Origin of the sequence: Glaesserella parasuis, assembly GCF_017352235.1 — a bacterium.
In the GTDB taxonomy this organism is placed as follows: Bacteria; Pseudomonadota; Gammaproteobacteria; order Enterobacterales; family Pasteurellaceae; genus Glaesserella; species Glaesserella parasuis.
Genome location: NZ_CP071487.1, coordinates 1488182 through 1514556, shown reverse-complemented (window position 1 = coordinate 1514556; position 26375 = coordinate 1488182). Strand labels below are relative to the sequence as shown.

General features: G+C 40.0%; 25 protein-coding genes, 1 tRNA gene and 1 pseudogene. 10 read left to right on the top strand and 17 right to left on the bottom strand.

Annotated elements, in window-relative coordinates:
• Positions 1–53: 53 nt before the first annotated feature.
• The 11 genes from brnQ to J1G47_RS07570 form a co-directional block, all read right to left on the bottom strand.
• A complete protein-coding gene (gene brnQ / locus J1G47_RS07620; protein WP_010786302.1) occupies positions 54–1340 on the bottom strand; it encodes a branched-chain amino acid transport system II carrier protein in 1287 nt (428 codons plus the stop codon).
• A 115-nt stretch (positions 1341–1455) separates the two neighbouring features.
• Entirely contained in the window at positions 1456–2181 is a 726-nt protein-coding gene (gene fabG / locus J1G47_RS07615; RefSeq protein WP_010786301.1) for a 3-oxoacyl-ACP reductase FabG, read from the bottom strand.
• 139 nt (positions 2182–2320) lie between these two features.
• A complete protein-coding gene (gene fabD, locus J1G47_RS07610) occupies positions 2321–3256 on the bottom strand; it encodes an ACP S-malonyltransferase (RefSeq protein ID WP_005713998.1) in 936 nt (311 codons plus the stop codon).
• Between the two features lie 94 nt (positions 3257–3350).
• Positions 3351–4091, bottom strand: a complete 741-nt coding sequence (locus tag J1G47_RS07605) for an epoxyqueuosine reductase QueH (protein ID WP_012621953.1) — start codon at positions 4089–4091, stop codon at positions 3351–3353.
• Positions 4092–4299: 208 nt separating this feature from the next.
• Positions 4300–5283, bottom strand: coding sequence for an octaprenyl diphosphate synthase (gene ispB, locus J1G47_RS07600; protein WP_044009400.1), 984 nt, complete (start codon positions 5281–5283; stop codon positions 4300–4302).
• A 202-nt stretch (positions 5284–5485) separates the two neighbouring features.
• Entirely contained in the window at positions 5486–6493 is a 1008-nt protein-coding gene (locus J1G47_RS07595) for a TrmH family RNA methyltransferase (RefSeq protein WP_021111027.1), read from the bottom strand.
• 130 nt (positions 6494–6623) lie between these two features.
• Positions 6624–8282, bottom strand: a complete 1659-nt coding sequence (locus J1G47_RS07590; RefSeq protein ID WP_010786298.1) for a phospho-sugar mutase — start codon at positions 8280–8282, stop codon at positions 6624–6626.
• Positions 8283–8452: 170 nt separating this feature from the next.
• The gene (locus tag J1G47_RS07585; RefSeq protein ID WP_021111029.1) at positions 8453–9040 is read right to left on the bottom strand and encodes an FMN-dependent NADH-azoreductase; all 588 of its coding nucleotides are present in this window, start codon (positions 9038–9040) and stop codon (positions 8453–8455) included.
• Between the two features lie 95 nt (positions 9041–9135).
• A complete protein-coding gene (waaF, locus tag J1G47_RS07580) occupies positions 9136–10188 on the bottom strand; it encodes a lipopolysaccharide heptosyltransferase II (protein ID WP_207326553.1) in 1053 nt (350 codons plus the stop codon).
• An 8-nt stretch (positions 10189–10196) separates the two neighbouring features.
• Complete coding sequence (locus J1G47_RS07575) at positions 10197–10553, bottom strand: MliC family protein (protein WP_232422199.1); 357 nt, start codon at positions 10551–10553, stop codon at positions 10197–10199.
• Between the two features lie 101 nt (positions 10554–10654).
• Positions 10655–11920, bottom strand: a complete 1266-nt coding sequence (locus J1G47_RS07570; protein ID WP_075621034.1) for a LysM-like peptidoglycan-binding domain-containing protein — start codon at positions 11918–11920, stop codon at positions 10655–10657.
• A 257-nt stretch (positions 11921–12177) separates the two neighbouring features.
• On the opposite strand from J1G47_RS07570, the gene J1G47_RS07565 reads away from it, so the two are divergent.
• Positions 12178–12519 carry a ComEA family DNA-binding protein gene (locus J1G47_RS07565; RefSeq protein WP_010786294.1) on the top strand — a complete coding sequence of 114 codons (342 nt, stop codon included), beginning with the start codon at positions 12178–12180 and terminating at the stop codon, positions 12517–12519.
• A 99-nt stretch (positions 12520–12618) separates the two neighbouring features.
• On the opposite strand, the pseudogene J1G47_RS07560 reads toward J1G47_RS07565, so the two are convergent.
• Positions 12619–13067 (bottom strand): annotated as a pseudogene (locus J1G47_RS07560) (IS5 family transposase); the annotation flags it as partial.
• A gap of 136 nt (positions 13068–13203) precedes the next feature.
• On the opposite strand from J1G47_RS07560, the gene J1G47_RS07555 reads away from it, so the two are divergent.
• On the top strand, positions 13204–14301 hold the full coding sequence (locus tag J1G47_RS07555) for an ISAs1 family transposase (protein WP_012621948.1): 1098 nt from the start codon (positions 13204–13206) through the stop codon (positions 14299–14301).
• Positions 14302–14423: 122 nt separating this feature from the next.
• Positions 14424–15386, top strand: coding sequence for a tRNA 5-methoxyuridine(34)/uridine 5-oxyacetic acid(34) synthase CmoB (cmoB, locus tag J1G47_RS07550; RefSeq protein ID WP_160416133.1), 963 nt, complete (start codon positions 14424–14426; stop codon positions 15384–15386).
• Positions 15387–15475: 89 nt separating this feature from the next.
• On the opposite strand, the gene prfB is transcribed toward cmoB, so the two are convergent.
• Positions 15476–16574 (bottom strand): peptide chain release factor 2 gene (prfB, locus tag J1G47_RS07545; protein ID WP_106405085.1). Its coding sequence is split into 2 segments (ribosomal slippage): positions 15476–16498 and positions 16500–16574, totalling 1098 coding nucleotides; the frame shifts between segments, so codons are not numbered across the junction.
• A 230-nt stretch (positions 16575–16804) separates the two neighbouring features.
• Here prfB and cysQ point away from each other — a divergent pair.
• The 7 genes from cysQ (at position 16805) to gnd (ending at position 23861) form a co-directional block, all read left to right on the top strand.
• A complete protein-coding gene (gene cysQ, locus J1G47_RS07540; protein WP_010787081.1) occupies positions 16805–17617 on the top strand; it encodes a 3'(2'),5'-bisphosphate nucleotidase CysQ in 813 nt (270 codons plus the stop codon).
• A gap of 64 nt (positions 17618–17681) precedes the next feature.
• Complete coding sequence (gene zwf, locus J1G47_RS07535; RefSeq protein WP_005711691.1) at positions 17682–19166, top strand: glucose-6-phosphate dehydrogenase; 1485 nt, start codon at positions 17682–17684, stop codon at positions 19164–19166.
• Between the two features lie 22 nt (positions 19167–19188).
• The gene (gene pgl / locus J1G47_RS07530) at positions 19189–19887 is read left to right on the top strand and encodes a 6-phosphogluconolactonase (protein ID WP_075592692.1); all 699 of its coding nucleotides are present in this window, start codon (positions 19189–19191) and stop codon (positions 19885–19887) included.
• 38 nt (positions 19888–19925) lie between these two features.
• The gene (locus J1G47_RS07525) at positions 19926–20945 is read left to right on the top strand and encodes a PDDEXK nuclease domain-containing protein (RefSeq protein ID WP_075592693.1); all 1020 of its coding nucleotides are present in this window, start codon (positions 19926–19928) and stop codon (positions 20943–20945) included.
• 8 nt (positions 20946–20953) lie between these two features.
• A complete protein-coding gene (locus J1G47_RS07520; protein WP_012621944.1) occupies positions 20954–21313 on the top strand; it encodes a DUF1304 domain-containing protein in 360 nt (119 codons plus the stop codon).
• A 51-nt stretch (positions 21314–21364) separates the two neighbouring features.
• Positions 21365–21883, top strand: coding sequence for a transposase (locus J1G47_RS07515; protein ID WP_012621943.1), 519 nt, complete (start codon positions 21365–21367; stop codon positions 21881–21883).
• 523 nt (positions 21884–22406) lie between these two features.
• The gene (gene gnd / locus J1G47_RS07510; protein WP_010787070.1) at positions 22407–23861 is read left to right on the top strand and encodes a decarboxylating NADP(+)-dependent phosphogluconate dehydrogenase; all 1455 of its coding nucleotides are present in this window, start codon (positions 22407–22409) and stop codon (positions 23859–23861) included.
• A 104-nt stretch (positions 23862–23965) separates the two neighbouring features.
• Here gnd and J1G47_RS07505 read toward each other — a convergent pair.
• The 4 genes from J1G47_RS07505 to hslR all read right to left on the bottom strand — a co-directional run bounded on the left by J1G47_RS07505 (position 23966) and on the right by hslR (position 26333).
• A tRNA-Asp gene (locus J1G47_RS07505) sits at positions 23966–24042 on the bottom strand.
• A gap of 101 nt (positions 24043–24143) precedes the next feature.
• Positions 24144–24914: a DNA polymerase III subunit epsilon gene (dnaQ, locus tag J1G47_RS07500; RefSeq protein WP_012621941.1), complete on the bottom strand. Its 771-nt coding sequence runs from the start codon at positions 24912–24914 to the stop codon at positions 24144–24146.
• Between the two features lie 70 nt (positions 24915–24984).
• Positions 24985–25854: an Hsp33 family molecular chaperone HslO gene (hslO, locus tag J1G47_RS07495; RefSeq protein WP_012621940.1), complete on the bottom strand. Its 870-nt coding sequence runs from the start codon at positions 25852–25854 to the stop codon at positions 24985–24987.
• A 77-nt stretch (positions 25855–25931) separates the two neighbouring features.
• Complete coding sequence (gene hslR / locus J1G47_RS07490; RefSeq protein WP_010787073.1) at positions 25932–26333, bottom strand: ribosome-associated heat shock protein Hsp15; 402 nt, start codon at positions 26331–26333, stop codon at positions 25932–25934.
• Positions 26334–26375 lie beyond the last annotated feature (42 nt).

Here is a 26375-nt window from a genome sequence, read left to right as displayed (position 1 = left end):
TTTTCCTTATAAAAAAGGGGCGAAAACGCCCCTATACAACAAAATAAGATGAATTAATCTTTTTTCACTTTACCAACCACATAACCAATCACACAGCCAACAAGTGCAAATGGCAACCACTCCATTGAGTAGGCTTTAAGTGGAAGTTGAGCAATAAATTCAACGCCTGCCACAGATAAGATTGAAATGACCGTTACAAATACAATCGATAAACCTTGTGCTAAACGTGGTAATGGGAAGAATAAGTTCACTAATAATACCAACAATGCAGTCATTGAAATCGGGTATAACACGAGTAATACAGGTACAGACTTGCTAATTACCTCATTTAAACCTTGGTTTGCTAAACCGAAGCCGATTAACGTGAAAATCACCGCATAAACTTGGTATGAAATTTTCGGGAAAATGCTATTGAAGTAAGCTGATGTTGCTACAATCAAACCAATCGCTGTGGTTAAACACGCAAGAGTTACGATGAAACCTAATACGGTACGACCTAATTCACCAAAGGCTTGGGTTGTGGTTTCATTTAAAATAAATACCCCTAAGTTTTGCCCTTTAGCAGCAACGTCTGCCACTGTTTCTGCACTTAATGGAATTTTATAACCGATCCAGCCGATAGAAATATAGATAACGGCTAATGAAATTGCAGCGACAAAAGAAGCGTAAGTCGTTTGTTTAACTAAAGATACGTTGCTATTTGCATTTTTTGCTTTAATACCATTGATCACTAACACAGAGAAAGCAAAGGCTGCTAATGCGTCCATTGTTTGATAGCCTTCTAAGATACCGCTTGTTAAAGGTGATTCTAAGGTTTTAGCTTCTGCTGTTTCGACGCCTGAGAATAGAGCTATCACTTTGATCACTAAGGCAATAATTAGAATTAATAATGCAGGGGTTAAAATTGTACCAATGCGGTCGATCATTTTGCTTGGGTTTAGACTTAACCAAAGTGCTAAACCAAAATAGACAGCTGTGAAAATAAATAGCGATGTAGAATCGGGCTGACCTACAAACGGCACAATTGCCATATCATAAGCGGTCGCTCCCGTACGCGGAATTGCGAAGAATGGACCGATTGTCAAATAGATTGCCGCTAAGAAAAGCAACGAAATCGCTGGGTGGATATTTTCAAGGGCTTTTTTATAACCACCTTCGTAGCAAGCTGCAACGATAGTTGCGATTAAAGGTAAGCCAACACCTGTTAAGGTAAAGCCTAAAATTGCAGTCCAGAAATCTGCTCCGCTATCGAAACCCAATTTCGGCGGGAAAATTAAGTTACCTGCCCCGAAGAAAATTGCAAACAGCATAAAGCCGATGACAAAGATATTTTTAACCATAATGTATTTCTCTAGTTTATTTTTGAAAGAGGATTTATTATCCACAATAATAGATAAAAATAAAGCTGAATTTTGCCTATTACAAAATTCAGCTTTTATTTATTTTTTGAAATAATTAATTCATATATAAACCGCCATTCACATGAATGGTTTCACCGTTGATATATGCTGCATCATCAGAAGCTAAAAATGCCACCGCTTTTGCAATATCTTGTGCTGAACCAAGTTTGCCTGCTGGGATTTGGCTTAAGATCGCATTTTTTTGATCTTCGGTAAGTTCGTCTGTCATATCCGTTGCGATAAAACCTGGGGCAACCACGTTTACCGTTACGCCACGAGAAGCCACCTCTTTAGCCAGTGATTTAGAGAAGCCAACAAGACCCGCTTTCGCCGCACAGTAGTTGGTTTGCCCTGGGTTACCCACTGAACCAACCACCGAACCGATAGAGATAATACGACCGCCTTTTTTCATCATCGGACGTAATACCGCTTTAGATAAACGGTAGATTGATGTTAAGTTGGTTTGAATAATGTCGAACCAGTCATCTTCTTTCATACGCATCAATAAACCGTCACGAGTGATCCCTGCGTTATTCACGAGAATATCAATGTCGCCAAACTGTTCTTTGATTTGAGCAAGCACTTGCTCAATTGAGGTAAGGTCAGCCACGTTTAACACTAAGCCTTTGCCTTTGTCACCTAAGGAAGCTGAGATTGCCTCTGCCCCTTTTTCTGAGGTTGCCGTGCCAATCACGAATGCACCTTTAGACACTAATTCTTCAGCGATTGCACGCCCAATTCCACGAGTTGCTCCCGTGACTAATGCGATTTTGTTTTGCATGTATATTTTTCCTAATTGAATTTAACCATTTCCCCCTTTGAAAAAGGGGGGGCTAGAGGGGATTTTAAATGGTACGGGAAAATATCCAGATCTTTAAATCCCCCTTAATCCCCCTTTTTTCAAAGGGGGAAATTTTTAATTAAAACACCACCGCCTCAAACGATACCACATCATTTACCGCTTTTGCCGATAATTCTTTAACAATACGACCTGCCAAGCCGGTCAGTACTTTATTTGGACCGATTTCATACAGTGTTGTTACACCATCTTGTGCCATTTTTTCGACAGTCTCCGTCCAACGCACAGGGCTATAAAGTTGGCGAACCAACGCATCACGGATTTTATCTGCATCAGTTTCAACCGCAACATCTACGTTGTTAATTACTGGAACAAGCGGTGCGTTTAACGAAATATTTTGCAATGCCGCCGCTAATTTTTCTGCTGCTGGTTTCATTAACACACAGTGTGAAGGCACGCTCACCGCTAACGGTAATGCACGTTTTGCGCCTGCTTCTTTACATAATTCGCCTGCACGCTCTGCCGCTGCTTTTGTGCCTGCAATCACCACTTGACCTGGTGAGTTAAAGTTTACCGCTGAAACCACTTCGCCGATTTCACTTGCCGCTTGTTCACACGCTTTGATGATCGCTTCATTATCTAAGCCGATAATCGCAAACATCGCCCCAGTACCAGCTGGCACAGCACTTTGCATTGCTTGACCACGCAATTCGACTAATTTGATTGCATCTTGGAAATCCAACACGTCGGCACAAACTAACGCCGAATATTCGCCCAAGCTATGTCCTGCCATTACCGCAGGTTTTTGCTCAGGGAATTTCTCTTGCCAAATGCGATATAAAGCAACAGAAGCTGCCAATAACGCAGGCTGGGTGCGTTCAGTTTTACCCAAATCTTCCGCCGTGCCGTTTTGGACTAAATCCCATAAATCATAACCAAGCACATCGCTTGCTTGTTTGAAAGTTTGTTCTACCACAGGGTAAACAGGTGCAAGATCAGCAAGCATACCAACCGCTTGTGAACCTTGTCCCGGAAATACCATTGCAAATTTAGACATTGTTTGTTCCTCTTTTAAATTTGTAAAAATTTGTTGAAAATTAACCGCTTGCAAATTTCCCCCTCTTTGAAAAAGAGGGGCAGGGGGAGATTTTTTAATCGGGTGAATAATACAATTTGCCGATTTCAATACGTTGTCGCCCTGTTTCTAAACGCCATTTATTCGTGTCACGCAATGAATAAACGCAACCGCAATACTCTTGTTGGTAAAAACGTTCACGTTTGCTGATTTCGATCATACGTTGTGAACCGCCACCTTTACGCCAGTTGTAATCCCAATAAACCACATCATCATAAGCCGCTGCCGCACGGTGTCCGCAACCGTTGATTTGGTTCATATCTTTCCAACGAGAAATCCCTAAACAGCTGGTAAAAACAGGATAGCCGTTTTCGTGGGCATATTTGGCGGTTTTCTCAAAACGCATATCAAAGCACATTGTGCAACGAATGCCACGCTCTGGCTCCCACTCCATACCTTCTGCTTTCTTGAACCACTCTTTACGGTCGTTTTCATAATCGTCATCGACATCAATAAACGGAATGCCGTGTTTTTCTGCAAAGCGAATATTCTCTTCTTTACGAAGCAAGTATTCTTTGAGTGGGTGAATGTTTGGATTGTAGAAGTAGATCGCAAATTCGATCCCTGAAGCGTGAATAGCTTCCATTACTTCACCTGAACAAGGCGCACAGCAAGAGTGTAGTAAAAGTTTGTTGTGTCCGTTTGGCAGTTCTAATTTTTCACGCACAAAAGGGGTATTCGGATCTTTGCCTTTACGGGTTAATTTGCGTTTTTGTTGTAACGCTTCTTTGTGTTCTTGAGGTTGGTGTTCTGTCATTTATATTTTCTTATCACAATATATAACCCCTTCTGAACCGCCTGAGCGTGTTTAAATTTGTAGGAACATTTTTCTCTGAGCCAACGAAGTTGGCGAATTTAAAATGTTCCGTTAAGCAAATTTAAACTAAGCGAAGATAAGCGGTGAAGTAGGGTCGCCTTTCTTTTGGTTACTTTTCTTTGGCGAAGCAAAGAAAAGTAACATTTACTTAATAACTACGATCCACCGACAAATACGCCAATGAAATCAACGCTTGTTTATATTCGCTTTCCGGCAAAATAGCAATTGCATCAACGGCTTTCTGAGCTTCCTGTTTGGCACGTTCCATTGTGTAATCTAAGGATTTATGCTCCGCCATAATCGCTAAAATCTCGTCTAGGGCTTCACGTTTTCCGCCCTGTTCAATCGCTTCACGGATTAATGCTGCTTGTTGCAGATTACCGCTTCGCATTGCGTGTAGCAATGGCAAGGTTGGTTTACCTTCGGCTAAATCATCGCCGATATTTTTGCCTAATTGTTCAGCATTCGCACTGTAATCTAAAATATCATCAACCAGTTGGAACGCCGTACCGAGATAGCGACCATAATCACGCATTGCAATCACAGTCGCTTGGTCTGCACCTGATACAATCGCAGAGCATTGACTTGCCGCTTCAAACAGGCGAGCGGTTTTACTGTAAATTACCTGCATATAATTCTCTTCGGTGGTTTCAGGATCATTGACATTCATCAACTGCTGAACTTCACCTTCGGCAATCACGTTTGTTGCATCAGACATCACTTGTAACACATCAAGAGAACGCAAACTCGCCATCATTTGGAACGCACGGGTATAAATAAAATCACCCACAAGCACACTTGCCGCATTACCAAAACGGGCATTTGCCGTTTCACGTCCACGACGCATATCCGACTCATCAACCACATCATCGTGTAGTAAGGTTGCTGTATGAATAAACTCAACAAAAGCTGCACAAGTAATATGCTCTTGACCTTTATAGCCAACCGTATTTGCAGCCAATACCGCAATCAATGGACGAATACGCTTGCCACCACCGCTAATAATGTAATGCCCTAGTTGATTAATCAGAACAACATCTGAATTGAGCTGAGCAAGAATAGCCTGATCGACTGCCTGCATATCCGCTTTAACGAGAGTTAAAATTTGCTCTAAGGAAAGTTGCGTTGTCATTATCGTTATCTTTTCGTTACAAAATAAGTCAAGATTTTACCTCAATGGCTCCGTTGTATCAAAAAAAGAATGCAAAAAAGCGGTCTGTTCCGATCAGAAAAGTGCAAGGTTTATGTGAACAAATAGACATAATTAATGCTTAGACTCAACATAAGTATAAATAATCATCTCTGACTATCTTTAGAGTAAAATCATTTAGTCGCTATAACATATGATTTTGATACCATTGCGCTAATAAAATCCCTGCATTTACAGCCACATTCAGCCCACTATTGAGAGAATTAGCAAATGAGAGCTGAACAATACTATCTTCAGGATATTCAACTTCATTTGATATAACTTCACTTAAAACAAATACAATCTTTTTAGATAATACTATTCTAGATAAATGTGGCGCTTGCCTTTGGCGAGTTAAATGCACAATTTGATAACCAGCCTTACGTAACTGCATTAAGGCAATGTGTTTATGTTTTGTCTCTAAGGGATACACAAATTCTAGACCGCCTTCAGCAACACGAGCAGCATTACTTGAATTCAGTATGTCATTATTTTCTACAATAATGCCTTTTATTCCATAAAAGGCACAAGTACGTATAATTCCCCCTATATTTTGAGCATTATTTACACCATCTAATAGTATTAAGCAATCATGTTGTCGTTCTAGTTGTAAATAGCCTTCTAACGAGAATGGTGTAGATTTTTTTACTAATAAACACATACCACCGTGATGCTCTGTTCCTGTAACTCTCAGCATTTCTTCAGTATCTACTAAATGATATGCCTTTTTATGATCTGCAAGATAGCTTAATAACGCTCCTGTTTTTTTGGCACACTCAGAGGTAATCCATAAACGAACGATAGCTTCAGGGCGTTGTTGAAAAATAGCAGAACAAGCATGTTCTCCATAAACTTTCATTTCACTGGCTCGATTATTACGGATTTTTTCTGGTGCTCTTGGAGATAGGGCACCACTTTTACTTTTTATAGCTTTGTTTCTGTCTTTTACACTGACTTTTACAAAGCCCTCTTTACTAGATTTGTTAGCTTCAGTTGTATAAATCGATAAACTTGGTTTGTCTTTGTAGTGCTCATTTTTTGATGTTTGAACATAATCTTGTTGTAGTGAAGATTTTTTCGTTTTAAATTTAAAAGGTTGGCATGCTTTTACTGACTTAAAACTAGGGGGGTTAGGATTGAATTTATTGTTCATCATTTTCTTAATAAAAATTACATTTGATAGGTGATTAATGAATATTAAACGGAAATATAAAAAGTGTCGGTAATAGAAAAACTAAAACCAACACTTTTTACTATCTATCTGGCTTTAACATTTTAATCAACTAGCAATCTTGTTTACCATACTGCTCTTGACGAAGAATTGCACGCACGCTTGCATCAAACTGTGCTAATACTTCTTCTGCATTTTTCGGATCAGTTCCACGAGCATCTAAGTAGAACTTGATTTTCGGTTCTGTACCTGATGGACGAGCGATTAAGCGGCTGCCGTTTTCAAGCACAAAGACTAAAATATCGCTTTGGCGATCTGTTTTCGTATGATCTAAGAAAGTCGCTACTTTGAAACCGCCCACTTCGCTTGGTGGATTGGTGCGTAATGCAGTCATTAACTTACCGATTGCTGATAAATCATCAACACGGATAGAGATCTGACCGCTTACATAAGCCCCAAACTCTCTAGTAAAGTCATCTGCATAATCTGCTAAGGTTTTGCCCTCTTTTTTCAAGCTACGCACAAGATCTAAGAACATAATTGCTGCAGAGATACCATCTTTATCACGCACTTTATCTGGATCAACTAAGTAGCCTAATGCTTCTTCAAAGCCGAATAATAAGCCGTTTACTTTACCGATATATTTGAAGCCCGTTAATGTTTCTTCTGACTCAAAGCCATATTTATTCGCAATTTCTGCAAGTGCTGGGGAAGAAACAAGTGAGCACGCTAGAACACCTTTTTTGCCTTGTGCGTGATATTGTTTTGCTAAATACCAACCTAAGAAACAACCGATAACGTTGCCGTGTAAAGGTTTCCAGTTACCTTGTGCATCTGGTACTGCCACTGCCAAACGGTCTGCATCTGGGTCGTTCGCAATAATAAATTCCGCATTTCTCTCTTTAGCTACTTTAATCGCTAAATCTAATGCACCTTTCTCTTCCGGGTTCGGGAAGTTCACCGTTGGGAATGTACCGTCTGGCCATACTTGTTCAGCAACGATAGATGGTTGCGGTAAACCTGCTTTGGCTAATGTTTTGCTTAATACTTCATAACCTACGCCGTGCATTGCGGTATAAACATAGTTAATATCAACTTGTGGCTCTTTAGCAAGGCTTGCTGTTTTTGCAATATAGGCATCAACAATTTCATCATCTAATACGGTGTAATTTTGACTGCGTGGTAAGTCTTTGATGCTGCCTTGTGCTACTTTATCAATACAAGCTGCAATTTCTTGGTCTGCTGGCGATACGATTTGACCACCGCCGTTTGCTTTACCTAAATAAACTTTATAGCCATTATCTTCAGGTGGGTTATGGCTTGCTGTGACCATTACACCTGCTGTGGTATCAAAGTACTTGATTGCATAGGCAAGCACTGGGGTCGGTAATTTTCTTGGAAGAAGATAAGTTTTGATGCCTGCTGCTGCCATAATTTCTGCAGTATCACGCGCAAACACATCTGAATTTTTACGTCCATCATAACCTAACACGATAGATGGCTCTTTGTCATAGCCTTTTAGAAATTCTGCTAAACCACCCGCAGCTTGAGCAACAAGTACACGGTTCATACCCATTGAACCTGCTTGTAAGCGACCGCGTAAGCCTGCAGTACCAAATTGTAAACGTCCATCAAAACGGCTAGATAATTCAGCTTGAGCTTTCGCATCATTTGCTTTTGCTTGCGAAATCAATTGCTCTAACTCTGCACGAGTTTCTAAATCAGGATCTTGATCTAACCAATTTTGAGCTACTTGAAAGAGAGTTTCCATAGTGAGTTTCCTTATAGTTAAGATAAACAAATAGACAGTAATAAACTAACTGAAAAGCAGTAAGATTGAAATGATTATTTGTAAATATTGCGTAGTTATTTGATATGGATAAAAGACAAACGGTTACATATAAAAACACCGCCTAATTAGACGGTGTATTTATCATTAAATTAGAATGTTTGAGCAATACGATCCAGTTCAACTTTAGCCGCTTCAAGAGCTTTATCTGAAATTTCTGCTCCATAGCCAAGACCTTCCGCGTAAACAAACTCGATGTCAAAAATACCAATAAAATTAAGAACTGCATGCATATACATTTTGGCTAAGTCTGTAGGTGTATCCCTATAGACTCCTCCGTGAGTAAGCACAACAATAGCTTTTTTACCTTTAATTAAACCTTCATGACCATTTTCTGTATAACGGAAAGTTACGCCAATACGGGTTAAATAGTCTAGATATGTCTTAAGCTGTGCTGGTATACCTAAATTATACATAGGAACAGCAAATACAATGAGATCGCATTGATTTACTTCATTGATCAGATTATTAGAAAGAGTCAGAGCATTATATTGAGTATCATCTTGTGATTTTCCTCGTATATCTAATACAGCATTTATATCATAATACGGGAGCGGATTTTCACCTAAGTTGTGTTCTATAATATTAGCTGAAATTTGAGACTTGAAGTGATCAACCAATTGATTAGATTTTGATTTATCCGCAAGAATACTTGACTTTATCACTAAAATATTTTTCATTGCAACTCCGAAGGTCAAACGATTATACCTAATAAACGACGATTATTTTATCTAAATAGCTAGAGAAATAAAATAAAAAACGTCTATGAAAAGAATTAAAGTGAATTTTTTTTTGACAGCTTATTATTTAACTTGTCCAACACCATTTCAGGCTGAATATCGATCAAACTTTGGTGATAACCGTCTTGCCCTTCGCCTTTGCGGATCTTAATTAAACCACCTTCAATCAAGCGGATAATCACCGCAGATTTAGAGAGCGGTGGCGTATATTGCGGGCTAGTTGGACCATAGAGCGCAACAAGCGGTCGGTTAAGAGCAGCGGCAATGTGCATTAATCCAGAGTCGTTGCTGACAACGGCTTTGCAATCAGCAATTAAATCAACAGCTTGGTTTAAATCCGTTTGTCCTGCAAGGTTGATACAGTAGCGTTGTAAGGCTTCAGGCAAACTATTGCGAATTTGTTCCCCGGCTTCTTCATCTTTTTTTGAACCAAATAAACGCACGGAATAGCCTCGCTCAATCAGTTTTTGAGCCAGTGTTGCATAGTGGTAATGGGGATAACGTTTCGCAGGTCCAAACTCTGCACCTGGGCAGAAACCAACCGCTTCGCGGTTTTCGGCATATTCAAACTGTTTAGCAAAATGTTGTTTGGTTTGTGCAATTTTCTCGCTATCGACTTGTAGGTAAGGATAAGCAATCGGTAAGTTTTCTGCTGTCGGGATTTTACCTTGCTCAAACGCAAGTGCCACATAACGTTGTACCATCATCGGATAGTCGTTTTTATTCGTGCGTAAATCGTTGAGAAAGCTATAACGCATTTCCCCTTTCCAGCCACGACGTTGGGGAATTTTAGCAAACAGCGGAATAAAAGCAGATTTCAATGAATTAGGCAGAACGATTGCCATATCGTATTGATTTCGCAAATTTTTGCCTAAATTGTACCGCTTACATAACGCAAACGAGCCGTGACCGATTGGCATTGAAATCGCTTTGCGAACTTCTGGCATACGAGAAAGTAACGGGCGACACCAGTCGGGTGCCATCACGTCAATTTGGCAATTCGGATAGTTGGTTTTGAGCTGTTGATAAAGGGCGTGGGACATCATCATATCCCCAACCCAAGAAGGTGCAATAACTAAAATATTCATTATGCTTCCTATTGCTTCACGCAGTTTTCGGCAAGGATTTTATTGCGGTTATCTCGCAATGTGCCTTTGCCATCAAAATCTTCTGACCATATCCAGCGGATATCGCTGTATTTTTTGCCTTTTTTCGTCACACTTGAATAAAGCGTATGGGTACTTTGCTGAAAAGTAATATCAACAGCTCTATTTTTCTTTGTGTTGTCATATTGTACCCTAACGATTTGTTTATTATCACATAGATATTCGTAATAAATACGTTCATTAATTTTAACAATCATTTGGGTATTTTTTGTTGGTATTAATGACTTTTCAAGTTGAGAAACAGGTGATACAGCAGGTACCGTACAAGCAGAGAGCAATGCTATCATTGCATATATTGAAGAATACTTCCTCACTATTATGGATATCATCTCGTATCTCCTTTTAAATATAGAGAGAGGCAATGATGATATTATTGCCTCAATATTTATTATTTAAAAATATAAGTACCATTTGATTGGCGAGTATAAATTCCAGCATTTATTCTCATTTCAACAACACGGCTATTTTTGTCTAATCGAACAGTTACTTTTTCTCCGACTTTGAGATTGCTGACCGCTTTGTTTGCTTTGCTCATAGCGTTTACATCTGAAATATTTAGATGATTGTCACGGAAAACCTGCATTAAAGATACACCTTTTGGAATCGTTAATGTCTTGCTTGAAATAAAGCCAGATGAAGCTGATGTAACAACAGGTTTAGCAGTTACGACTACCACTTTTGTTTTAGCAGGCTGTTCTTTTTCTATGTTGACCTCTGCTTTTTGAGTTACAGCAGAAACTGGTTTAATTTTTTCTACTTGAGTTTTCTCAGCTTGAATTTTCTCTACTTCTGATTTTTCTTCTTCCATCTGGTAGCTCACACTTGTGCTACTTGTTGGTTTTGTTACGATTTCCTCAGTAGGCTTTGTAATTTCTGTACTTGTTACAGAAATAGGCGTAATAGAAGCATTTTCAACGTTAGATGAAACTGCCGAACCTCCCGTTGTTAATGGCAGTATTATTTCTACGGTGTTTACGGGGGGAGATATCGGGGGAGCTTGCTCTACTTGAGCTTGTGGGGCAGTTAATGCTTTTGCTTCTTCTGCTCGCTTCGCTTCTGCTTCATCAACTGGGCGGAATTCAATAGGTAGAGTATTATCTTGTTCCAATTGTTCCAGTGTTTCCGGTGTATTTGGTTTTAACAAGAAAAGAATCACAAGTGATGCCAATACCAATGTCCCCACAAGAAGTAATCGGCGAGATTGAAATGGTACCTTTTCTGCGATTGATTTTTGAAAATTAGGTTGAGAACTAGGCAGAATTCTCTCTATAGTTTGAGTAGTCATTGCTGGTTGCTCGGCATTTGTTGTTTCTGTTTCCTTTTGGGATGCTTCAGATAATGGCCCCTCTGTTGTGGTGACAACAGGAGAAAACATAAATACAGATGTTTTTTGTTGCTCCAATGTACGCTCTTTTGAATCTTGTTGATTTCTTTGTTCTTCCATTGAGGCAAAAGAAAAAGTACCACCTACAGGACGCTTCATTACTGGAGTAAAAGTGTGTCCTGGCGATTTAGTTGAATGTAATGAAAAATTAACCTTCTTAGTAAGTTTATGTGCTGAGAGAGTTAATTTGCTTTCCGAATTTTCGTTCTCTGTTTTTACTGCGCTAGGCTCACCAAAAACAGGTTCTTTACGTAAATTTTGTTGGCTCATTTTGAGTATCCCAAATGATTAAGTTTAAGGAAACATTGTATTATTCTAAAGGATTTCTGATGGATTTTCAGAAAAATTTCACAATAAGCTTGCTATTTTTGCTAACTTTTTACTAAAACAAAAAAATAGCAGTATTGTCTAGAAGATTTTTCAATTTTTTCGATCTGCGTCGAAAAACACATTTTTACTCATTGCAGGCTGTTTGTTTGATTTGTAAGGTATGCGTGCAATTTAAACCAACCTTTAAGGAGTAATTTATGAAAAAACTTTCTCGTTACACATTCAGTCTTTTATTTGGGCTTTTCTCTGCAACAACATTTGCTGAAGAAAAAGTAACTACGTCAACAGAACCTACACCAGTAGTGATGCAACAAGTCGCAGCGACACAAAAAGTAAATGCGAATGTTGTAAATATCAATACTGCGACAGCCTCAGAAATCCAAGATAAGTTAGTAGGTATTGGAGCGAAAAAGGCTCAGGCAATTGTGGAATATCGTGAGAAAAACGGTAAGTTTTTAAATGTTGAGCAGCTCACCGAAGTTTCAGGTATCGGGAAAGCGACACTTGAAAAAAACCGAGATCGTATTGTGATTGAATAATCATATGAGGGGCGAATCTTTATTCGCCCTGACATACGGCCTATTTAGAGATAGTCAAATTCAAACATCTAGGGGCTGTTGATCTTTTGAGTTTAAATCTTAACCAAACAACAATTTCCCCCAGCGAATACAACAAATCATTGCTAGCGATGCCGCATAATTTCTTGCTAACTTATCGTACCGAGTCGCAATGGCTCGGTATTGTTTTAAAAAAGCAAACGCATTTTCAACTAAATGGCGATAACGATATAAACACCAGTCTATATCATCATTACCCACCTTTGAATTTCGTCTACGAGGTATAACTGGAACTGCTTTTGTTGTCGTCAAAATAAGTGCTCGTAAGGCTTCACAATCATAACCTCTGTCTGCAACAATGGTCTCACTGTCAGGTAACAATTCCACAAGCTCAGGTGCAGCTTTACTGTCGTGAACTTCACCCCCGTCAGAACAAAATCAATAGGATTTCCACAACTATCTACCGCTAAATGAATTTTTGTGCTATTACCTGCCACACTTTTGCCAATCGCTTGCGGATTTTGACCGCTTAGTTTGTATGGAATGGTTAGGTTTTGGCGAACTAAATTATACCAAATTTCTATGTCGTTTGCAGGGCAAGATCGCATCTTTCTCAAATTTATGATCTAATACACCTTAATTATCCATATCAAATCAGGTTGTAAAATGAGCGTTTTTCGTTTTTTTGAAAATTTATCCGACCCACGAGCCTATAATCAAAAACACCACTTTTTAGACATCGTTTTTCTCGTCGTCAGTGCCGTGATTTCGGGGGCAAACAGCTGGACTGAAATCAAACTTTTTGGCGAATTACATTTGGATTGGTTGCGAAAATATCGTCCTTTTGAGTGTGGTATTCCTGTCGATGATACTATCGCCCGTGTAATAAAACGCATTGAGCCACAAGCGTTTAATGAGGTTTTTCTTAATTTTATCAATGAGATACGCACACAACAAGGACGTGAAGTGATTGCGATTGATGGCAAGACACTTCGTCATAGTTTCAATCCGGAAACCCAAAGTGCTTTGCACAGTGTGACGGTGTGGAGCCAGTCTCGTGGTTTGATTTTATCGCAGAAAAAATCCTCGGGTAAGCAAAATGAGCAGCAGGCGGTGATGGAAATTATCGATAGTTTTTGCTTAAAAAATGCCGTTATAACGGTGGATGCGATGAATACACAGAAGAAAATTGCCGAGAAAATCATCGAAAAGAAAGGGGATTATGTGATGCCGTTGAAGAAAAATCACCGTCAATTTCAGTCGGAAGTGGAGGCGTATTTTCACAAAATCAGCCGAGATTGCCCCGAAATGCTTGAGACGTATGAGGAGGTAAATGCGGAACGTAGTCGAATTGATGAGCGTTACTACCGTAAGCTGAAAGTGAGTGATTGGCTGAGCAAAGCGGAGGAATGGAAGGGGATAAAATCGGTGTTGGAGGTGTGTCGCAAGCGGTCAGATAATGGCAAAGAATCGCAAGAAAAAGTCTTTTATATCAGTAGTTTGGATGTTGATATTCAAATATTGGCGAAGTGTGTGCGAGGGCATTGGGAAGTGGAAAACAAAGCCCATTGGGTGCTAGATGTGGTCTATAAAGAAGACGAATGTGCGGTGACCGATGAATGGGGTGCGGAAAATCTGGCAATTTTGCGTCGATTAGCGTTGAACTTGGCTCGATTACACCCGAAAAAGCAGAGTATGAAAGGGAAATTGACCGCTGCTGGTTGGTCAGATGAATTTCGAGATGAGCTGTTGCTCGGCGTGTAGGTTGAAAAATGGACAACATATGTGGTTGCCCTGCTTTTCGACTATTTTTAGGTAAGTGTTTTTGCTTATCAAGAAAATTTTCATTAAAATCTCGCCGCTTATTTACTTTATTTGAAAAGATTATGATTGATTTTCGTCCTTTTTATCAACAAATTGCCACCTCGCCGTTATCTGCTTGGTTGGAAACACTTCCTTTACAGCTCAAACAATGGGAAAAACAGACGCATGGAGATTATGCCAAATGGGCAAAAATGCTAGACCATTTACCTAGCTTGCCTTGTGAAATTAATTTGGCAGATAAGGTTGAAGCTCGTTTGGTTGAGCCGTTGTCTGCAGGTGAAACGCAACGCTTGGTGCATCACCTAAAACAGCTTATGCCGTGGCGAAAAGGTCCTTACCATCTGTATGGTGTACATATTGATTGTGAATGGCGTTCCGATTTTAAATGGGATAGGGTTTTGCCCCATTTATCACCGTTAAAAGACCGCTTGATTTTAGATGTGGGCTGCGGCAGTGGCTACCATATGTGGCGAATGGTGGGCGAAGGGGCAAAAATGGTGGTGGGGATCGACCCGACGGAACTCTTTTTGTGCCAATTTGAAGCGGTGCGAAAATTGTTAAATAACGACCGCAGAGCCAATTTAATTCCGTTAGGCATTGAGCAAATGCAACCCTTGCAAGCCTTTGATACGGTATTTTCGATGGGGGTGTTGTATCACCGTAAATCGCCGCTAGACCATCTTGCCCAACTGAAAAATCAGTTAGTCAAAGGGGGAGAGCTGGTGTTAGAAACTTTGGTTATCGACGGTGATATTAATGATGTGCTGGTGCCAGCAGACCGTTATGCCAAAATGAAAAATGTGTATTTTATCCCGTCTGTACCAGCGTTGATTAATTGGCTTGAAAAAGTTGGCTTTAAAAATGTTCGTTGTGTTGATGAAGCGGTCACCACATTAGAAGAACAGCGTAAAACAGATTGGTTAGAAAATGAATCGTTGGTTGATTTCCTCGACCCTCAAGATCATTCCAAAACGATAGAAGGGTATCCTGCACCGAAAAGGGCAGTGATTATTGCGACGAATTAAAATATCATAATCTCTCTAGCATCCAAAGTTTTCCCCGTTCTTCAGAACGGGGATTTCTACTAGCATCCAGTAAATCTAATGCGCATCTTTTATAACCCAGCTTTCAAACTCGCTTCAATAAACTTGTCTAAATCACCATCTAACACCGCTTGGGTATTGCGATTTTCAACACCCGTACGCAAATCTTTGATACGCGAATCATCTAGCACATAAGAACGGATTTGACTGCCCCAACCAATATCAGACTTACTCTCTTCCATTGCTTGTTTTTCTGCGTTTTTCTTCATCATTTCCATTTCGTAGAGCTTCGCTTTGAGCTGTTTCATTGCTTGATCTTTATTTTGATGTTGTGAGCGTCCGTTTTGACACTGCACCACAATACCTGATGGCATATGGGTAATACGCACTGCAGACTCTGTTTTATTAACGTGCTGACCGCCTGCACCAGAAGCACGATACACGTCAATACGCAGATCGGCAGGGTTAATTTCAATGTCAAAATCATCATCGACTTCAGGATAGACAAATGCTGCCGCAAAAGAGGTGTGGCGGCGGTTATTTGAGTCAAACGGACTTTTACGCACTAAACGGTGGATCCCTGTTTCCGTACGCAGCCAACCGAAAGCATATTCCCCCGATACGCGAATGGTCGCCGATTTTAATCCTGCCACATCGCCATCGGATACTTCGATCAACTCGGTTTTAAAACCTTTGCTTTCTGCCCAACGTAAATACATACGCAGTAGCATTTCTGTCCAGTCTTGGGCTTCCGTACCGCCTGAACCTGCCTGTAAATCCACATAGCAATCTGCTGCGTCGTGCTGACCGCTAAACATACGACGAAACTCCAACAGGGCTAATTTTTCTTCTAGCTGGTTAGCTTCTTGTTGTGCTTCGGTAAAGGTTTCTTCATCTTCTGCTTCAACGGCTAGCTCAATTAAGCCTTCAACATCTTCAATGCCTTGCTCAAGTGTTTTAATCGTATTCACAATAGTTTCAAGAGCAACACGTTCTTTGCCTAACGCCTGAGCTTTTTCAGCATTATTCCAGACATCCGGCTGTTCTAATTCAGCATTGACTTCTTCTAAGCGTTCGACCTTTAGATCGAAGTCAAAGATACCCCCGAAGTGTACGGGTTCGTTCGGCTAAATCGGCTAATTGGGTTCTAATCGGATTGAGTTCAAACATAGTTATTCCTTGTAGTTTTTAAAAGCGGAGCATTATAGCGAAATCTAGGAGGATGACAAACTAGGGGATTTATCCTTGTATAAGAATCATGTATTTACCTTTACCCTTTAAACCCTAGATATAAAACACAAATGTTGTAAGCTAGCGGCCAATGTCTATTAGCCGATCAATAACCTTTGGCTTTCAACACATTGTGCGGTATTATTGGGAGATAAATTAAGGAGTTTTATATGCAAACACTTACTCAACAACTATTAAATGATGTCCTTAATATTGCCACTCAAGCAGGAGAGCATCTCAAACGCTTTTATCATCGTTCTGTGGAAATTCAGATTAAAGCAGATAAAACCCCTGTGACTGAAGCTGATCTTTTTATTAGCCAGTTTGTGATTGAACAATTACAGAAATTGACCCCAAATGTGCCGATCTTGTCAGAAGAGAGTTGTAAAATTCCACTTTCGGAGCGTTCGCAATGGCAAGAGTATTGGATCGTTGATCCGCTTGATGGGACACAGCAATTTATTGATAGAACCGATCAATTTTCGGTTGTGATTGGGTTAGTTCAACAAAATCGTCCTGTTTTGGGGGTTATTCATTCGCCGATCTTAGACAAAACCTACTACGCAATGCGTGCAAGCGGTGCTTTTGTTAGAGAAAATGACGAGATCCGTCGTCTTAATTCGAATAGTCAAAATGACGATAAATCACACCGCTTGCAAGTGACTATTGGCACATCAAGTAGCGACAAAATTCGCCAAGTTGTGCTTCCCCCTTATCAAGTGGATTTTCTTCAATTCGGTTCAAGTAGCTTAAAAGCTGGGTTGGTTGCTGAAGGTAAGGCGGATTGCTATGTGCGTTTAGGGGATACTGGAGAATGGGATACGGCTGTTGCTGAAGTGTTACTCGCAGAAACAGGCGGTCAGGTCTTCGATCTTCACTTCCAACCGTTAAGCTATAATCAACGTGAAACCTTTGTAAACCCTTATTTTATAATGGTGGCAAATAAACAACGTGATTGGCAACAGATTTTTTCTTTTAATTGATTTTACTTATTGTTATATTTTGTTATGAAATCTAACAATTTTTTTACATTTTCTAGGATTGCAAATGAAAGCAGACAATAATTGTATTGTGATTTTTGGTGCGTCTGGGGATCTCACCTACCGCAAGTTAATTCCAGCCCTTTATAATCTTTATAAAATCGGCAGACTTTCTGAACATTTTTCTGTATTAGGGGTCGCTCGTTCCCCTTTGACCGATGAAACTTTTCGTCAAAAAATGCACGACACCTTAGTCAAGCTTGAAAATGCAAGCGGTGATGTGTTAGAAAAATTTTGCGAACACCTTTATTATCAATCGGTAAATACGTCTGATGCAGTGGATTATGCAAAATTATTGCCACGTTTAGATGAACTGCACGACAAATATGGCACAGGCGGTAATACGCTATATTATCTTTCTACGCCACCCAGTTTATACGGCGTTATCCCTGAATGCCTTTCAGCACACGGTTTAACAACAGAAGAATTTGGCTGGAAACGGATCATTGTTGAGAAGCCTTTCGGCTACGATATTGAAACGGCAAAAGCCCTTGATATTCAAATTCACAAGTATTTTGAAGAGCATCAGATCTACCGTATCGACCACTATTTAGGCAAAGAAACCGTGCAAAATTTGCTCGTTTTGCGTTTTTCTAATGGTCTATTTGAACCGCTCTGGAACCGTAATTTTATCGATTATGTTGAAATCACAGGGGCAGAATCTATTGGTGTAGAAGATCGTGGCGGTTATTATGATGGCTCAGGGGCAATGCGTGATATGTTCCAAAACCATTTATTGCAAGTGTTAGCAATGGTCGCAATGGAGCCACCTGCAATTATCAATGCCGACTCAATGCGTGATGAAGTGGCGAAAGTGCTACATTGTCTGCATCCACTTTCAAATGATGATATTAAAAATAACCTTGTTTTAGGACAATATACCGCAAGCACCATTAACGGCGAAGAAGTTAAAGGCTATCTACAAGAAAAAGGTGTGCCTGAAGACTCTAACACTGAAACCTATATGGCAGTACGTTGCCAGATTGACAACTGGCGTTGGGCTGGCGTGCCATTCTATGTACGAACAGGGAAACGCTTACCTGCTCGTGTTACAGAAGTGGTTATTCACTTTAAAATAACCCCACACCCAGTCTTTAGTCAAAATGCTCCTGATAATAAATTGATTATTCGTATCCAACCCGACGAAGGCATTTCAATGCGTTTCGGCTTGAAAAAACCTGGTGCTGGCTTTGAAGCGAAAGAAGTATCAATGGATTTCCGCTATGCCGATCTTGCTTCGCCAAGTCTATTAACGGCTTATGAACGTCTATTATTAGATGCAATGAAAGGCGATGCAACCCTATTCGCTCGTACCGATGCAGTACACGCCTGCTGGAAATTTGTTCAACCGATTTTGGACTATAAAGCGGAACGTGGGCGTATTTATGAATACGAAGCAGGTACTTGGGGGCCTTCTGAAGCCGATAAATTGATCGCCAAACACGGCAAAGTGTGGCGTAAACCAAGTGGTTTGATGAAGAAAAAAGTGTAAACACAGTTGCTACAAGGATTTTATGAACTACATCACATTCCCAACAGCACAAAGTGCGGTGGAAAAAATCGCACAAGAATTTGTGTTATATAGTCAATTAAACCGCCCCGTGCATATTTCCTTATCAGGCGGAAGTACGCCAAAACTGCTGTTTAAAACCCTTGCACAAGAGCCATATAAAAGCCAAATTCAATGGCAAAACTTACATTTTTGGTGGGGCGATGATCGTATGGTTCCGCCACAAGATCCTGAAAGCAATTATGGCGAAGTGCAAAAATCACTGTTCGATCATATCCAGATCCCCACAGAAAATATCCACCGTATTCGTGGTGAAGAGTCTGTAGAGCAAGAACTTGTAAGATTTTCACAAGAACTGACCGCTTGTGTACCTAATGGCGAGTTTGATTGGATTATTTTAGGCATGGGAACGGACGGACATACCGCGTCCCTTTTCCCACATCAAACGGATTTCAATGATCCAAATTTAGCAATTATTGCCAAACACCCTGAAACAGGGCAAATCCGCATATCCAAAACGGCTAAATTGATTGAACAAGCTAAACGCATTACTTATTTAGTCACAGGGGCAAGCAAAGCGGAAATTCTCAAAGAAATCCAAACCACCCCAGCGGAAAACTTGCCTTACCCAGCGGCAAAAATTAAAGCCAAAAATGGCGTAACGGAGTGGTATTTGGATAGCGATGCGGCGAGGTTGTTGTAAAAAATAGATTAATTTTTAAGTAGTTATCGGAGCTAGATATGGATTTAATCAACAGCAGTTATCTTTTAGAAATTAAGCAAATTCTTTCTAATGCACGCCAAAAGGCTTATACCGCTGTCAATTCAGCAATGGTTGAAGCCTATTGGAAAATTGGCGAACGCATTGTTTTGGAAGAACAAAATGGGGCTGATAGGGCGGCTTATGGGAAAGAGATTATAAAAAATCTTTCTGTTGAATTAACGAATGAGTTTGGCAAAGGTTTTAGTAAACGTAGCCTGTGGGAAATGCGACAATTCTATGTTTTATTTCCTGATTTTCCAAAAGTGCGAACGGTGTTCGCACAATTATCGTGGTCTCATTTTCAGCGTTCATTAAAGGTATCAAATGACAAAGCTCGTCTTTACTACCTAAAAGAAGCCGCTGAAAATAATTGGTCGGTAAGAACTCTTGATCGCAACATTTCTACGCTTTATTACGACCGCTTGTTAGCAAGCCAAGACCAGAGTATCGTCAAAGCGGAGATGCTGGAAAAATCCGTGCCATTACAAGCCTGCGATTTGATTAAATCGCCCACCGTATTGGAATTTTTGAATTTGCCGACTAACTTGGCATACACCGAAGCAGAGCTAGAAAAAGCGTTGATTGATAATCTGCAACAATTTATGTTGGAACTGGGCAAAGGCTTTGCTTTCGTAGCTCGCCAACAATGTATCCGCACCGAAACGTCCGATTTCTTTATTGATTTGGTCTTTTACAATTACATTTTAAAATGCTTTGTGATCGTTGAGTTGAAAACAGAAAAACTCACTCATCAAGACATTGGGCAACTGGATATGTATGTGCGAATGTACGATGATTTGCAAAAACGCCCTGATGATAACCCCACTATCGGCTTGTTACTTTGCACCGAAACCGATAGCGTAGTGGCGAAATATTCGGTATTGAACTACAGCTCGCAGCTTTTCGCCAGCAAATATATGGCATATTTACCATCAGAAGAAGAGTTGGTGCGAGAAATTGAAAATCAGAAGATGATTTTTGAACTAAATCATTCTTAGGAAAAATAATGTCAATACTAGCTTATATTTTAACTACACTTGTCGCCCTTGAACATTTCTACATTATGTATTTGGAAATGTTTGCCTTAAATAGTCCGAAGGCAAGGCAGATTTTTAATTTAGATGAACAAACAGCAAGAAATCCTAAAATTCAGTTGTTGTTTGCTAATCAAGGGTTATATAACGGATTTTTAGCCGCTGGGCTTATTTTTTCCCTTTGTATTCAACAAAGTGCGGTTACTTATTTCTTTTTAAGTTGCGTGATCGTGGCGGCGGTTTATGGAGCGATAAGTGCCAAGAATAAAGGGATTTTGATTAAACAGGGAGCGCCTGCGGTGTTGGCGTTGGTGGTGAGTTTGTTTACGTAAATATGTAGGGGCAAATTACATTTGCCTCATAAATCTCGAAATAAATATTTTATGACAAAATATAATGCAAGTATTCATCATCGAAAATCCATTCGTTTAAAACATTATGATTATCGCAAAGATGGATTTTATTTCATTACGATTTGTTGTAAAAACAAAGAATGTTTATTTGGACAAATTGTCAATCAACAAATATTGCTAAATAATTTAGGTCATTATGTGAAAAAATGTTGGGAACAAATCCCAGAATTTTTCCCACAGGCAAGAGTTGATGAATTTGTTGTTATGCCTAATCATTTACACGGCATTATTGAAATTACCGAATATAATAAGGGCAAATGTAATTTGCCCCTACAAAAAGGGACATCGCAAACAATCGGTTCAATCGTGCGTGGTTTTAAATCAGGTGTAACATCTTGGGCAAGAAAAAATACAAATATCCTTGATGTTTGGCAACGCAATTATTATGAGCATATTATTCGAGATGAAAAATCCTATTTGAAAATTTATGAATATATTCAAAATAATCCTATTTTGTGGGAATTAGATCAATTATATGTAAAATTGTAGAGGCTAATCACATTAGCCCTAAAATAAATTGGTACGGGATTTGGGGCAAATATGATTTGCCCCTACGATGTGTATTAGACATAAAAACGTAGGGGATAATGACATTAGCTCTAAAATAAATTGGTGCGGAATTCGGGGCAAATATGATTTGCCCCTACGATGTGTATTAGATATAAAAACTGTAGGGGCTAATCACATTAGCTCTAAAATAAATTGGTACGGAATTCGGGGCAAATATGATTTGCCCCTACGATGTGTATTAGATATAAAAACTGTAGGGGCTAATCACATTAGCCCTAAAATAAATTGGTGCGGAATTCGGGGCAAATATGATTTGCCCCTACGATGTGTATTAGATATAAAAACTGTAGGGGCTAATCACATTAGCTCTAAAATAAATTGGTACGGAATTCGGGGTAAATATGATTTGCCCCTACAATGTGTATTAGATATAAAAACTGTAGGGGCTAATCACATTAGCCCCAAAACAATAAAGTATTCAACAACCCAACAGGAGCAAAAAATGTCAGTAAAAGGCGATATCGGCGTTATCGGTTTAGCGGTAATGGGTCAGAACCTTATTTTAAATATGAACGACAACGGCTTTAAAGTCGTGGCGTATAACCGTACTACGTCAAAAGTGGACGAGTTTTTAGAAGGTGCGGCGAAAGGTACAAATATTATCGGGGCGTATTCCTTAGAAGATTTAGCCGCGAAATTAGAAAAACCACGCAAAGTGATGTTAATGGTGCGTGCAGGTGAAGTGGTTGATCAATTTATTGATGCATTATTACCACACTTAGAAGAAGGCGACATCATCATTGATGGTGGTAACTCGAATTACCCTGATACCAACCGCCGTGTGAAAGCGTTAACGGAAAAAGGTATTCGCTTTATCGGCTCGGGTGTGTCAGGCGGTGAAGAAGGCGCGCGTCACGGACCTTCGATTATGCCAGGTGGTAATGAAGAAGCATGGCAATATGTGAAACCGATTTTCCAAGCGATTTCAGCAAAAACCGACAAAGGCGAGCCTTGCTGTGACTGGGTGGGCAAAGAAGGTGCCGGTCATTTCGTGAAAATGGTACACAACGGTATCGAATACGGCGATATGCAGTTAATCTGTGAAGCTTACCAGTTCTTAAAAGACGGTTTAGGTTTAAGCTATGATGAAATGCAAGCAATCTTTTCTGAATGGAAAAAAACTGAACTTGACAGTTACTTAATCGACATCACGACCGATATTCTAGGTTACAAAGATACAGACGGCACACCATTAGTAGAAAAAATCCTTGATACCGCAGGTCAAAAAGGTACAGGTAAATGGACGGGGATCAATGCATTAGATTTCGGTATTCCATTAACCTTAATCACTGAGTCAGTGTTTGCTCGTTGTGTATCTTCATTCAAAGATCAACGTGTTGCTGCATCTAAATTGTTCAACAAAACCATTGGCAAAGTTGAAGGCGACAAACAAGTTTGGATCGAAGCGGTGCGTAAAGCGTTATTAGCATCAAAAATTATCTCTTACGCACAAGGCTTTATGCTTATTCGTGAAGCGTCTGAAAACTTCGGTTGGGACATCAACTACGGTGCAACAGCGTTATTATGGCGTGAAGGTTGTATCATTCGTAGCCGTTTCTTAGGCAACATTCGTGATGCTTACGAAGCGAACCCAGATTTAGTGTTCTTAGGTTCAGATGCGTACTTCAAAGGCATTTTAGAAAACGCATTAAGCGACTGGCGTAAAGTGGTAGCGAAATCTATCGAAGTGGGTATCCCGATGCCTTGTATGGCAAGTGCAATCACTTTCTTAGACGGTTATACCTCTGAGCGAGTGCCAGCAAACTTACTTCAAGCCCAACGTGACTACTTCGGTGCACATACTTATGAGCGTACCGACAAACCACGTGGCGAGTTCTTCCATACCAACTGGACGGGACGTGGTGGAAATACGGCATCGACGACTTATGATGTATAAATAAAATTTGTCTATTACACCTATATCTGTTACTACGTATAGATAGTCTAAATAAAAAGCCAACCATATATATGGTTGGCTTTCTATATGCTTCTTAAATTAGTTGGCGGAATGGACGGGACTCGAACCCGCGACCCCCTGCGTGACAGGCAGGTATTCTAACCAGCTGAACTACCACTCCGCAGCGAACGAGGCGTATATTAATGATTTCGTTCTCTACCGTCAAACACTTTTTTGAAAAAATTTATTGATTGTCTTTTTACTATACAAAACGCTCTCTTTTTAATTCAATGTCGTGTTTTCTGTCGCCAATTCTCTCGTCCAAAGACAATTTCCTTTTGATTTTTTATTTATCAACTCAAGATATTTAAGATGTTCTGCCAATTCCTTTTCATCAGGGGCTAATACAATCAAGTTAGAGGTATCGATAGTTAATGGCTGGTAAACTTGCTCTGCTGAAGATGTTTTTACTTGCTCGTGTTCGTCTTCACCAATAAGGGCAATTTGACCGCCTGTCATCATCAGGAACACATCAGCCAAGATCTCCGCATCCAGTAACGCACCGTGCAGGACACGTTTACTGTTATCAATCCCCAAGCGGTCACATAACGCATCTAAATTGTTACGTTTCCCTGGATACATCTTACGAGCAAGCTGTAAGCTGTCCGTGACGGTACACATCTGTGCTACTTTTTCAGGGGGATTCGGCAAAAAGGAAAACTCGTGGTCGATAAATCCTACGTCGAAGGGCGCATTATGAATAATTAGTTCCGCCCCTTTGATAAATTCAATAAATTCATCGGCAATTTCAGCAAATGCAGGTTTATCTGCCAGCATTTCGTTGGTAATACCGTGAACTTGCATTGCTTCTGCATCGACTTCCCTTGGCGGTTTGATATAGACGTGAAAAGTCCGCCCAGTTAAACGGCGGTTAATCACTTCGACTGCACCAATTTCAATGATGTTATGTCCAATGTGCGGAGCACCATTGAAATTCATCCCCGTAGTTTCAGTATCGAGTACAACTTGGCGTAATATTTGCTGTTCGCTCATTGTATTTTCCTAAGTTACAAGCGGTAGGATTTGCAAAATGTTTTACTAATCTTACCGCTTGTCGTTCAAATTAACTATCCGCTTTTAATTCATCAATCGCTTTTTGGTCGAAGAAATATTGCGTACCGCAACACTCGCACTGCATATCAATTACCCCTTGTTTTTCGGCTAACATCTCTGCAATTTCTTCTTTAGGCAGTAACAAAATCGCCGCCCCTGAACGCTCTCTTGAGCAACCACACTTAAACTCTGTGGACTGTGGTTGATAAACTTCTACTGTTTCTTCGTGGAACAAACGATAGAGTAGTTCTTCTGCCGTTAAACCAAATAGCTCTTCATCTTTGATCGTCGAAGTTAATGTCGCCAAATGCTCAAAGTCGTCTGGTGAACCAGTGCCATCTGGAACGATCTGTAATAATGTTCCACCTGCAACGGCTTTACCTTGATATTCACCAACACGGATCACAAGCTGTGTAGCGAGCTGCTCTGAGCGAGCAAAATAGTCTTCTAAACACTCACTAACAGTAGGTTTATCTAAGGCTATAACCCCTTGATAACGTTCACCTTTTTCTGGAATAATCGAAATAACGAGAACACCATTTCCAACCATTTCAGCAAGTGTTGCGTTATCCGCAATATCACCTTCAACACGAGCTAAAGCACGAAATTGTTGTTGATGATTGCCGTTTACCACCGCTAATTTTAACGCTCCGTCACCTTGAATTTGAACGGTAATTGTCCCTTCAAATTTGAGTGTTGCCGTTAATAAACTGGTTGCCACTAACATTTCACCCAGCAAATTTTGTACTGCTGTTGGGTAGTGGTGGGTATTTAAAGTTTCCGTAAAGGTGTCGTTTAAGCGAACCCATTCGCCACGCACCGCACGGTTTTCAAATAAAAAGCGATAAAGTTTATCGTTATCTTGTGTGTAAGTTGTCATTAAAAATCCTTCATAAAATACAAGCGGTGAGAAAAATCACCGCCATTACAAAAGCTATATGGGGACGATTTAAGTAATTACAAATCGTTCTCTTGATATTTAAATTTAATCAAATCCCGTCGCTCTTTTTTATTTGGGCGACGATCTGGGTGTGGCATCGACAACGCATTTGCTTTACGGGCAAAGGCGATTTTTTCTCGTTCTTGGATACTTTTTTCCGTTTCTTGATAAAGTAGTTGTGCTTCAGGTGCACCACGTCGTTGATCGCTCAACGCAGTGACAACAACTTCTTTTTCATCGTTGCCTTGGCGTAATTTAATTGTTGCCCCGACTTCGACAATTTTACTGGTTTTAGCTCGTTGCCCATTGTAATGGACTTTACCACCTTCAATCATCGCCTTTGCAATTGAACGAGTTTTGTAAAAGCGTGCCGCCCATAGCCACTTATCCAAGCGAACTTCGTTGATATTATCAGCCATTTTTTCCCTTTTTTTCAACTATTTTACCCTTTTTCACACAAA

What these genes read in the sequence shown, in the direction of transcription:
- cmoB (WP_160416133.1), top strand. Translation starts at nt 14,424, where the DNA reads ATGATTGATTTTCGTCCTTTTTATCAACAAATTGCCACCTCGCCGTTA.
- hslO (WP_012621940.1), bottom strand. Translation starts at nt 25,854, where the DNA reads ATGACAACTTACACACAAGATAACGATAAACTTTATCGCTTTTTATTT.
- brnQ (WP_010786302.1), bottom strand. Translation starts at nt 1,340, where the DNA reads ATGGTTAAAAATATCTTTGTCATCGGCTTTATGCTGTTTGCAATTTTC.
- J1G47_RS07585 (WP_021111029.1), bottom strand. Translation starts at nt 9,040, where the DNA reads ATGAAAAATATTTTAGTGATAAAGTCAAGTATTCTTGCGGATAAATCA.
- zwf (WP_005711691.1), top strand. Translation starts at nt 17,682, where the DNA reads ATGAAAGCAGACAATAATTGTATTGTGATTTTTGGTGCGTCTGGGGAT.
- J1G47_RS07570 (WP_075621034.1), bottom strand. Translation starts at nt 11,920, where the DNA reads ATGAGCCAACAAAATTTACGTAAAGAACCTGTTTTTGGTGAGCCTAGC.
- J1G47_RS07605 (WP_012621953.1), bottom strand. Translation starts at nt 4,091, where the DNA reads ATGACAGAACACCAACCTCAAGAACACAAAGAAGCGTTACAACAAAAA.
- fabD (WP_005713998.1), bottom strand. Translation starts at nt 3,256, where the DNA reads ATGTCTAAATTTGCAATGGTATTTCCGGGACAAGGTTCACAAGCGGTT.
- J1G47_RS07515 (WP_012621943.1), top strand. Translation starts at nt 21,365, where the DNA reads ATGACAAAATATAATGCAAGTATTCATCATCGAAAATCCATTCGTTTA.
- gnd (WP_010787070.1), top strand. Translation starts at nt 22,407, where the DNA reads ATGTCAGTAAAAGGCGATATCGGCGTTATCGGTTTAGCGGTAATGGGT.
- dnaQ (WP_012621941.1), bottom strand. Translation starts at nt 24,914, where the DNA reads ATGAGCGAACAGCAAATATTACGCCAAGTTGTACTCGATACTGAAACT.
- J1G47_RS07595 (WP_021111027.1), bottom strand. Translation starts at nt 6,493, where the DNA reads ATGAACAATAAATTCAATCCTAACCCCCCTAGTTTTAAGTCAGTAAAA.
- J1G47_RS07575 (WP_232422199.1), bottom strand. Translation starts at nt 10,553, where the DNA reads ATGATAGCATTGCTCTCTGCTTGTACGGTACCTGCTGTATCACCTGTT.
- J1G47_RS07565 (WP_010786294.1), top strand. Translation starts at nt 12,178, where the DNA reads ATGAAAAAACTTTCTCGTTACACATTCAGTCTTTTATTTGGGCTTTTC.
- cysQ (WP_010787081.1), top strand. Translation starts at nt 16,805, where the DNA reads ATGCAAACACTTACTCAACAACTATTAAATGATGTCCTTAATATTGCC.
- hslR (WP_010787073.1), bottom strand. Translation starts at nt 26,333, where the DNA reads ATGGCTGATAATATCAACGAAGTTCGCTTGGATAAGTGGCTATGGGCG.
- ispB (WP_044009400.1), bottom strand. Translation starts at nt 5,283, where the DNA reads ATGACAACGCAACTTTCCTTAGAGCAAATTTTAACTCTCGTTAAAGCG.
- J1G47_RS07520 (WP_012621944.1), top strand. Translation starts at nt 20,954, where the DNA reads ATGTCAATACTAGCTTATATTTTAACTACACTTGTCGCCCTTGAACAT.
- pgl (WP_075592692.1), top strand. Translation starts at nt 19,189, where the DNA reads ATGAACTACATCACATTCCCAACAGCACAAAGTGCGGTGGAAAAAATC.
- J1G47_RS07555 (WP_012621948.1), top strand. Translation starts at nt 13,204, where the DNA reads ATGAGCGTTTTTCGTTTTTTTGAAAATTTATCCGACCCACGAGCCTAT.
- fabG (WP_010786301.1), bottom strand. Translation starts at nt 2,181, where the DNA reads ATGCAAAACAAAATCGCATTAGTCACGGGAGCAACTCGTGGAATTGGG.
- J1G47_RS07525 (WP_075592693.1), top strand. Translation starts at nt 19,926, where the DNA reads ATGGATTTAATCAACAGCAGTTATCTTTTAGAAATTAAGCAAATTCTT.
- waaF (WP_207326553.1), bottom strand. Translation starts at nt 10,188, where the DNA reads ATGAATATTTTAGTTATTGCACCTTCTTGGGTTGGGGATATGATGATG.
- J1G47_RS07590 (WP_010786298.1), bottom strand. Translation starts at nt 8,282, where the DNA reads ATGGAAACTCTCTTTCAAGTAGCTCAAAATTGGTTAGATCAAGATCCT.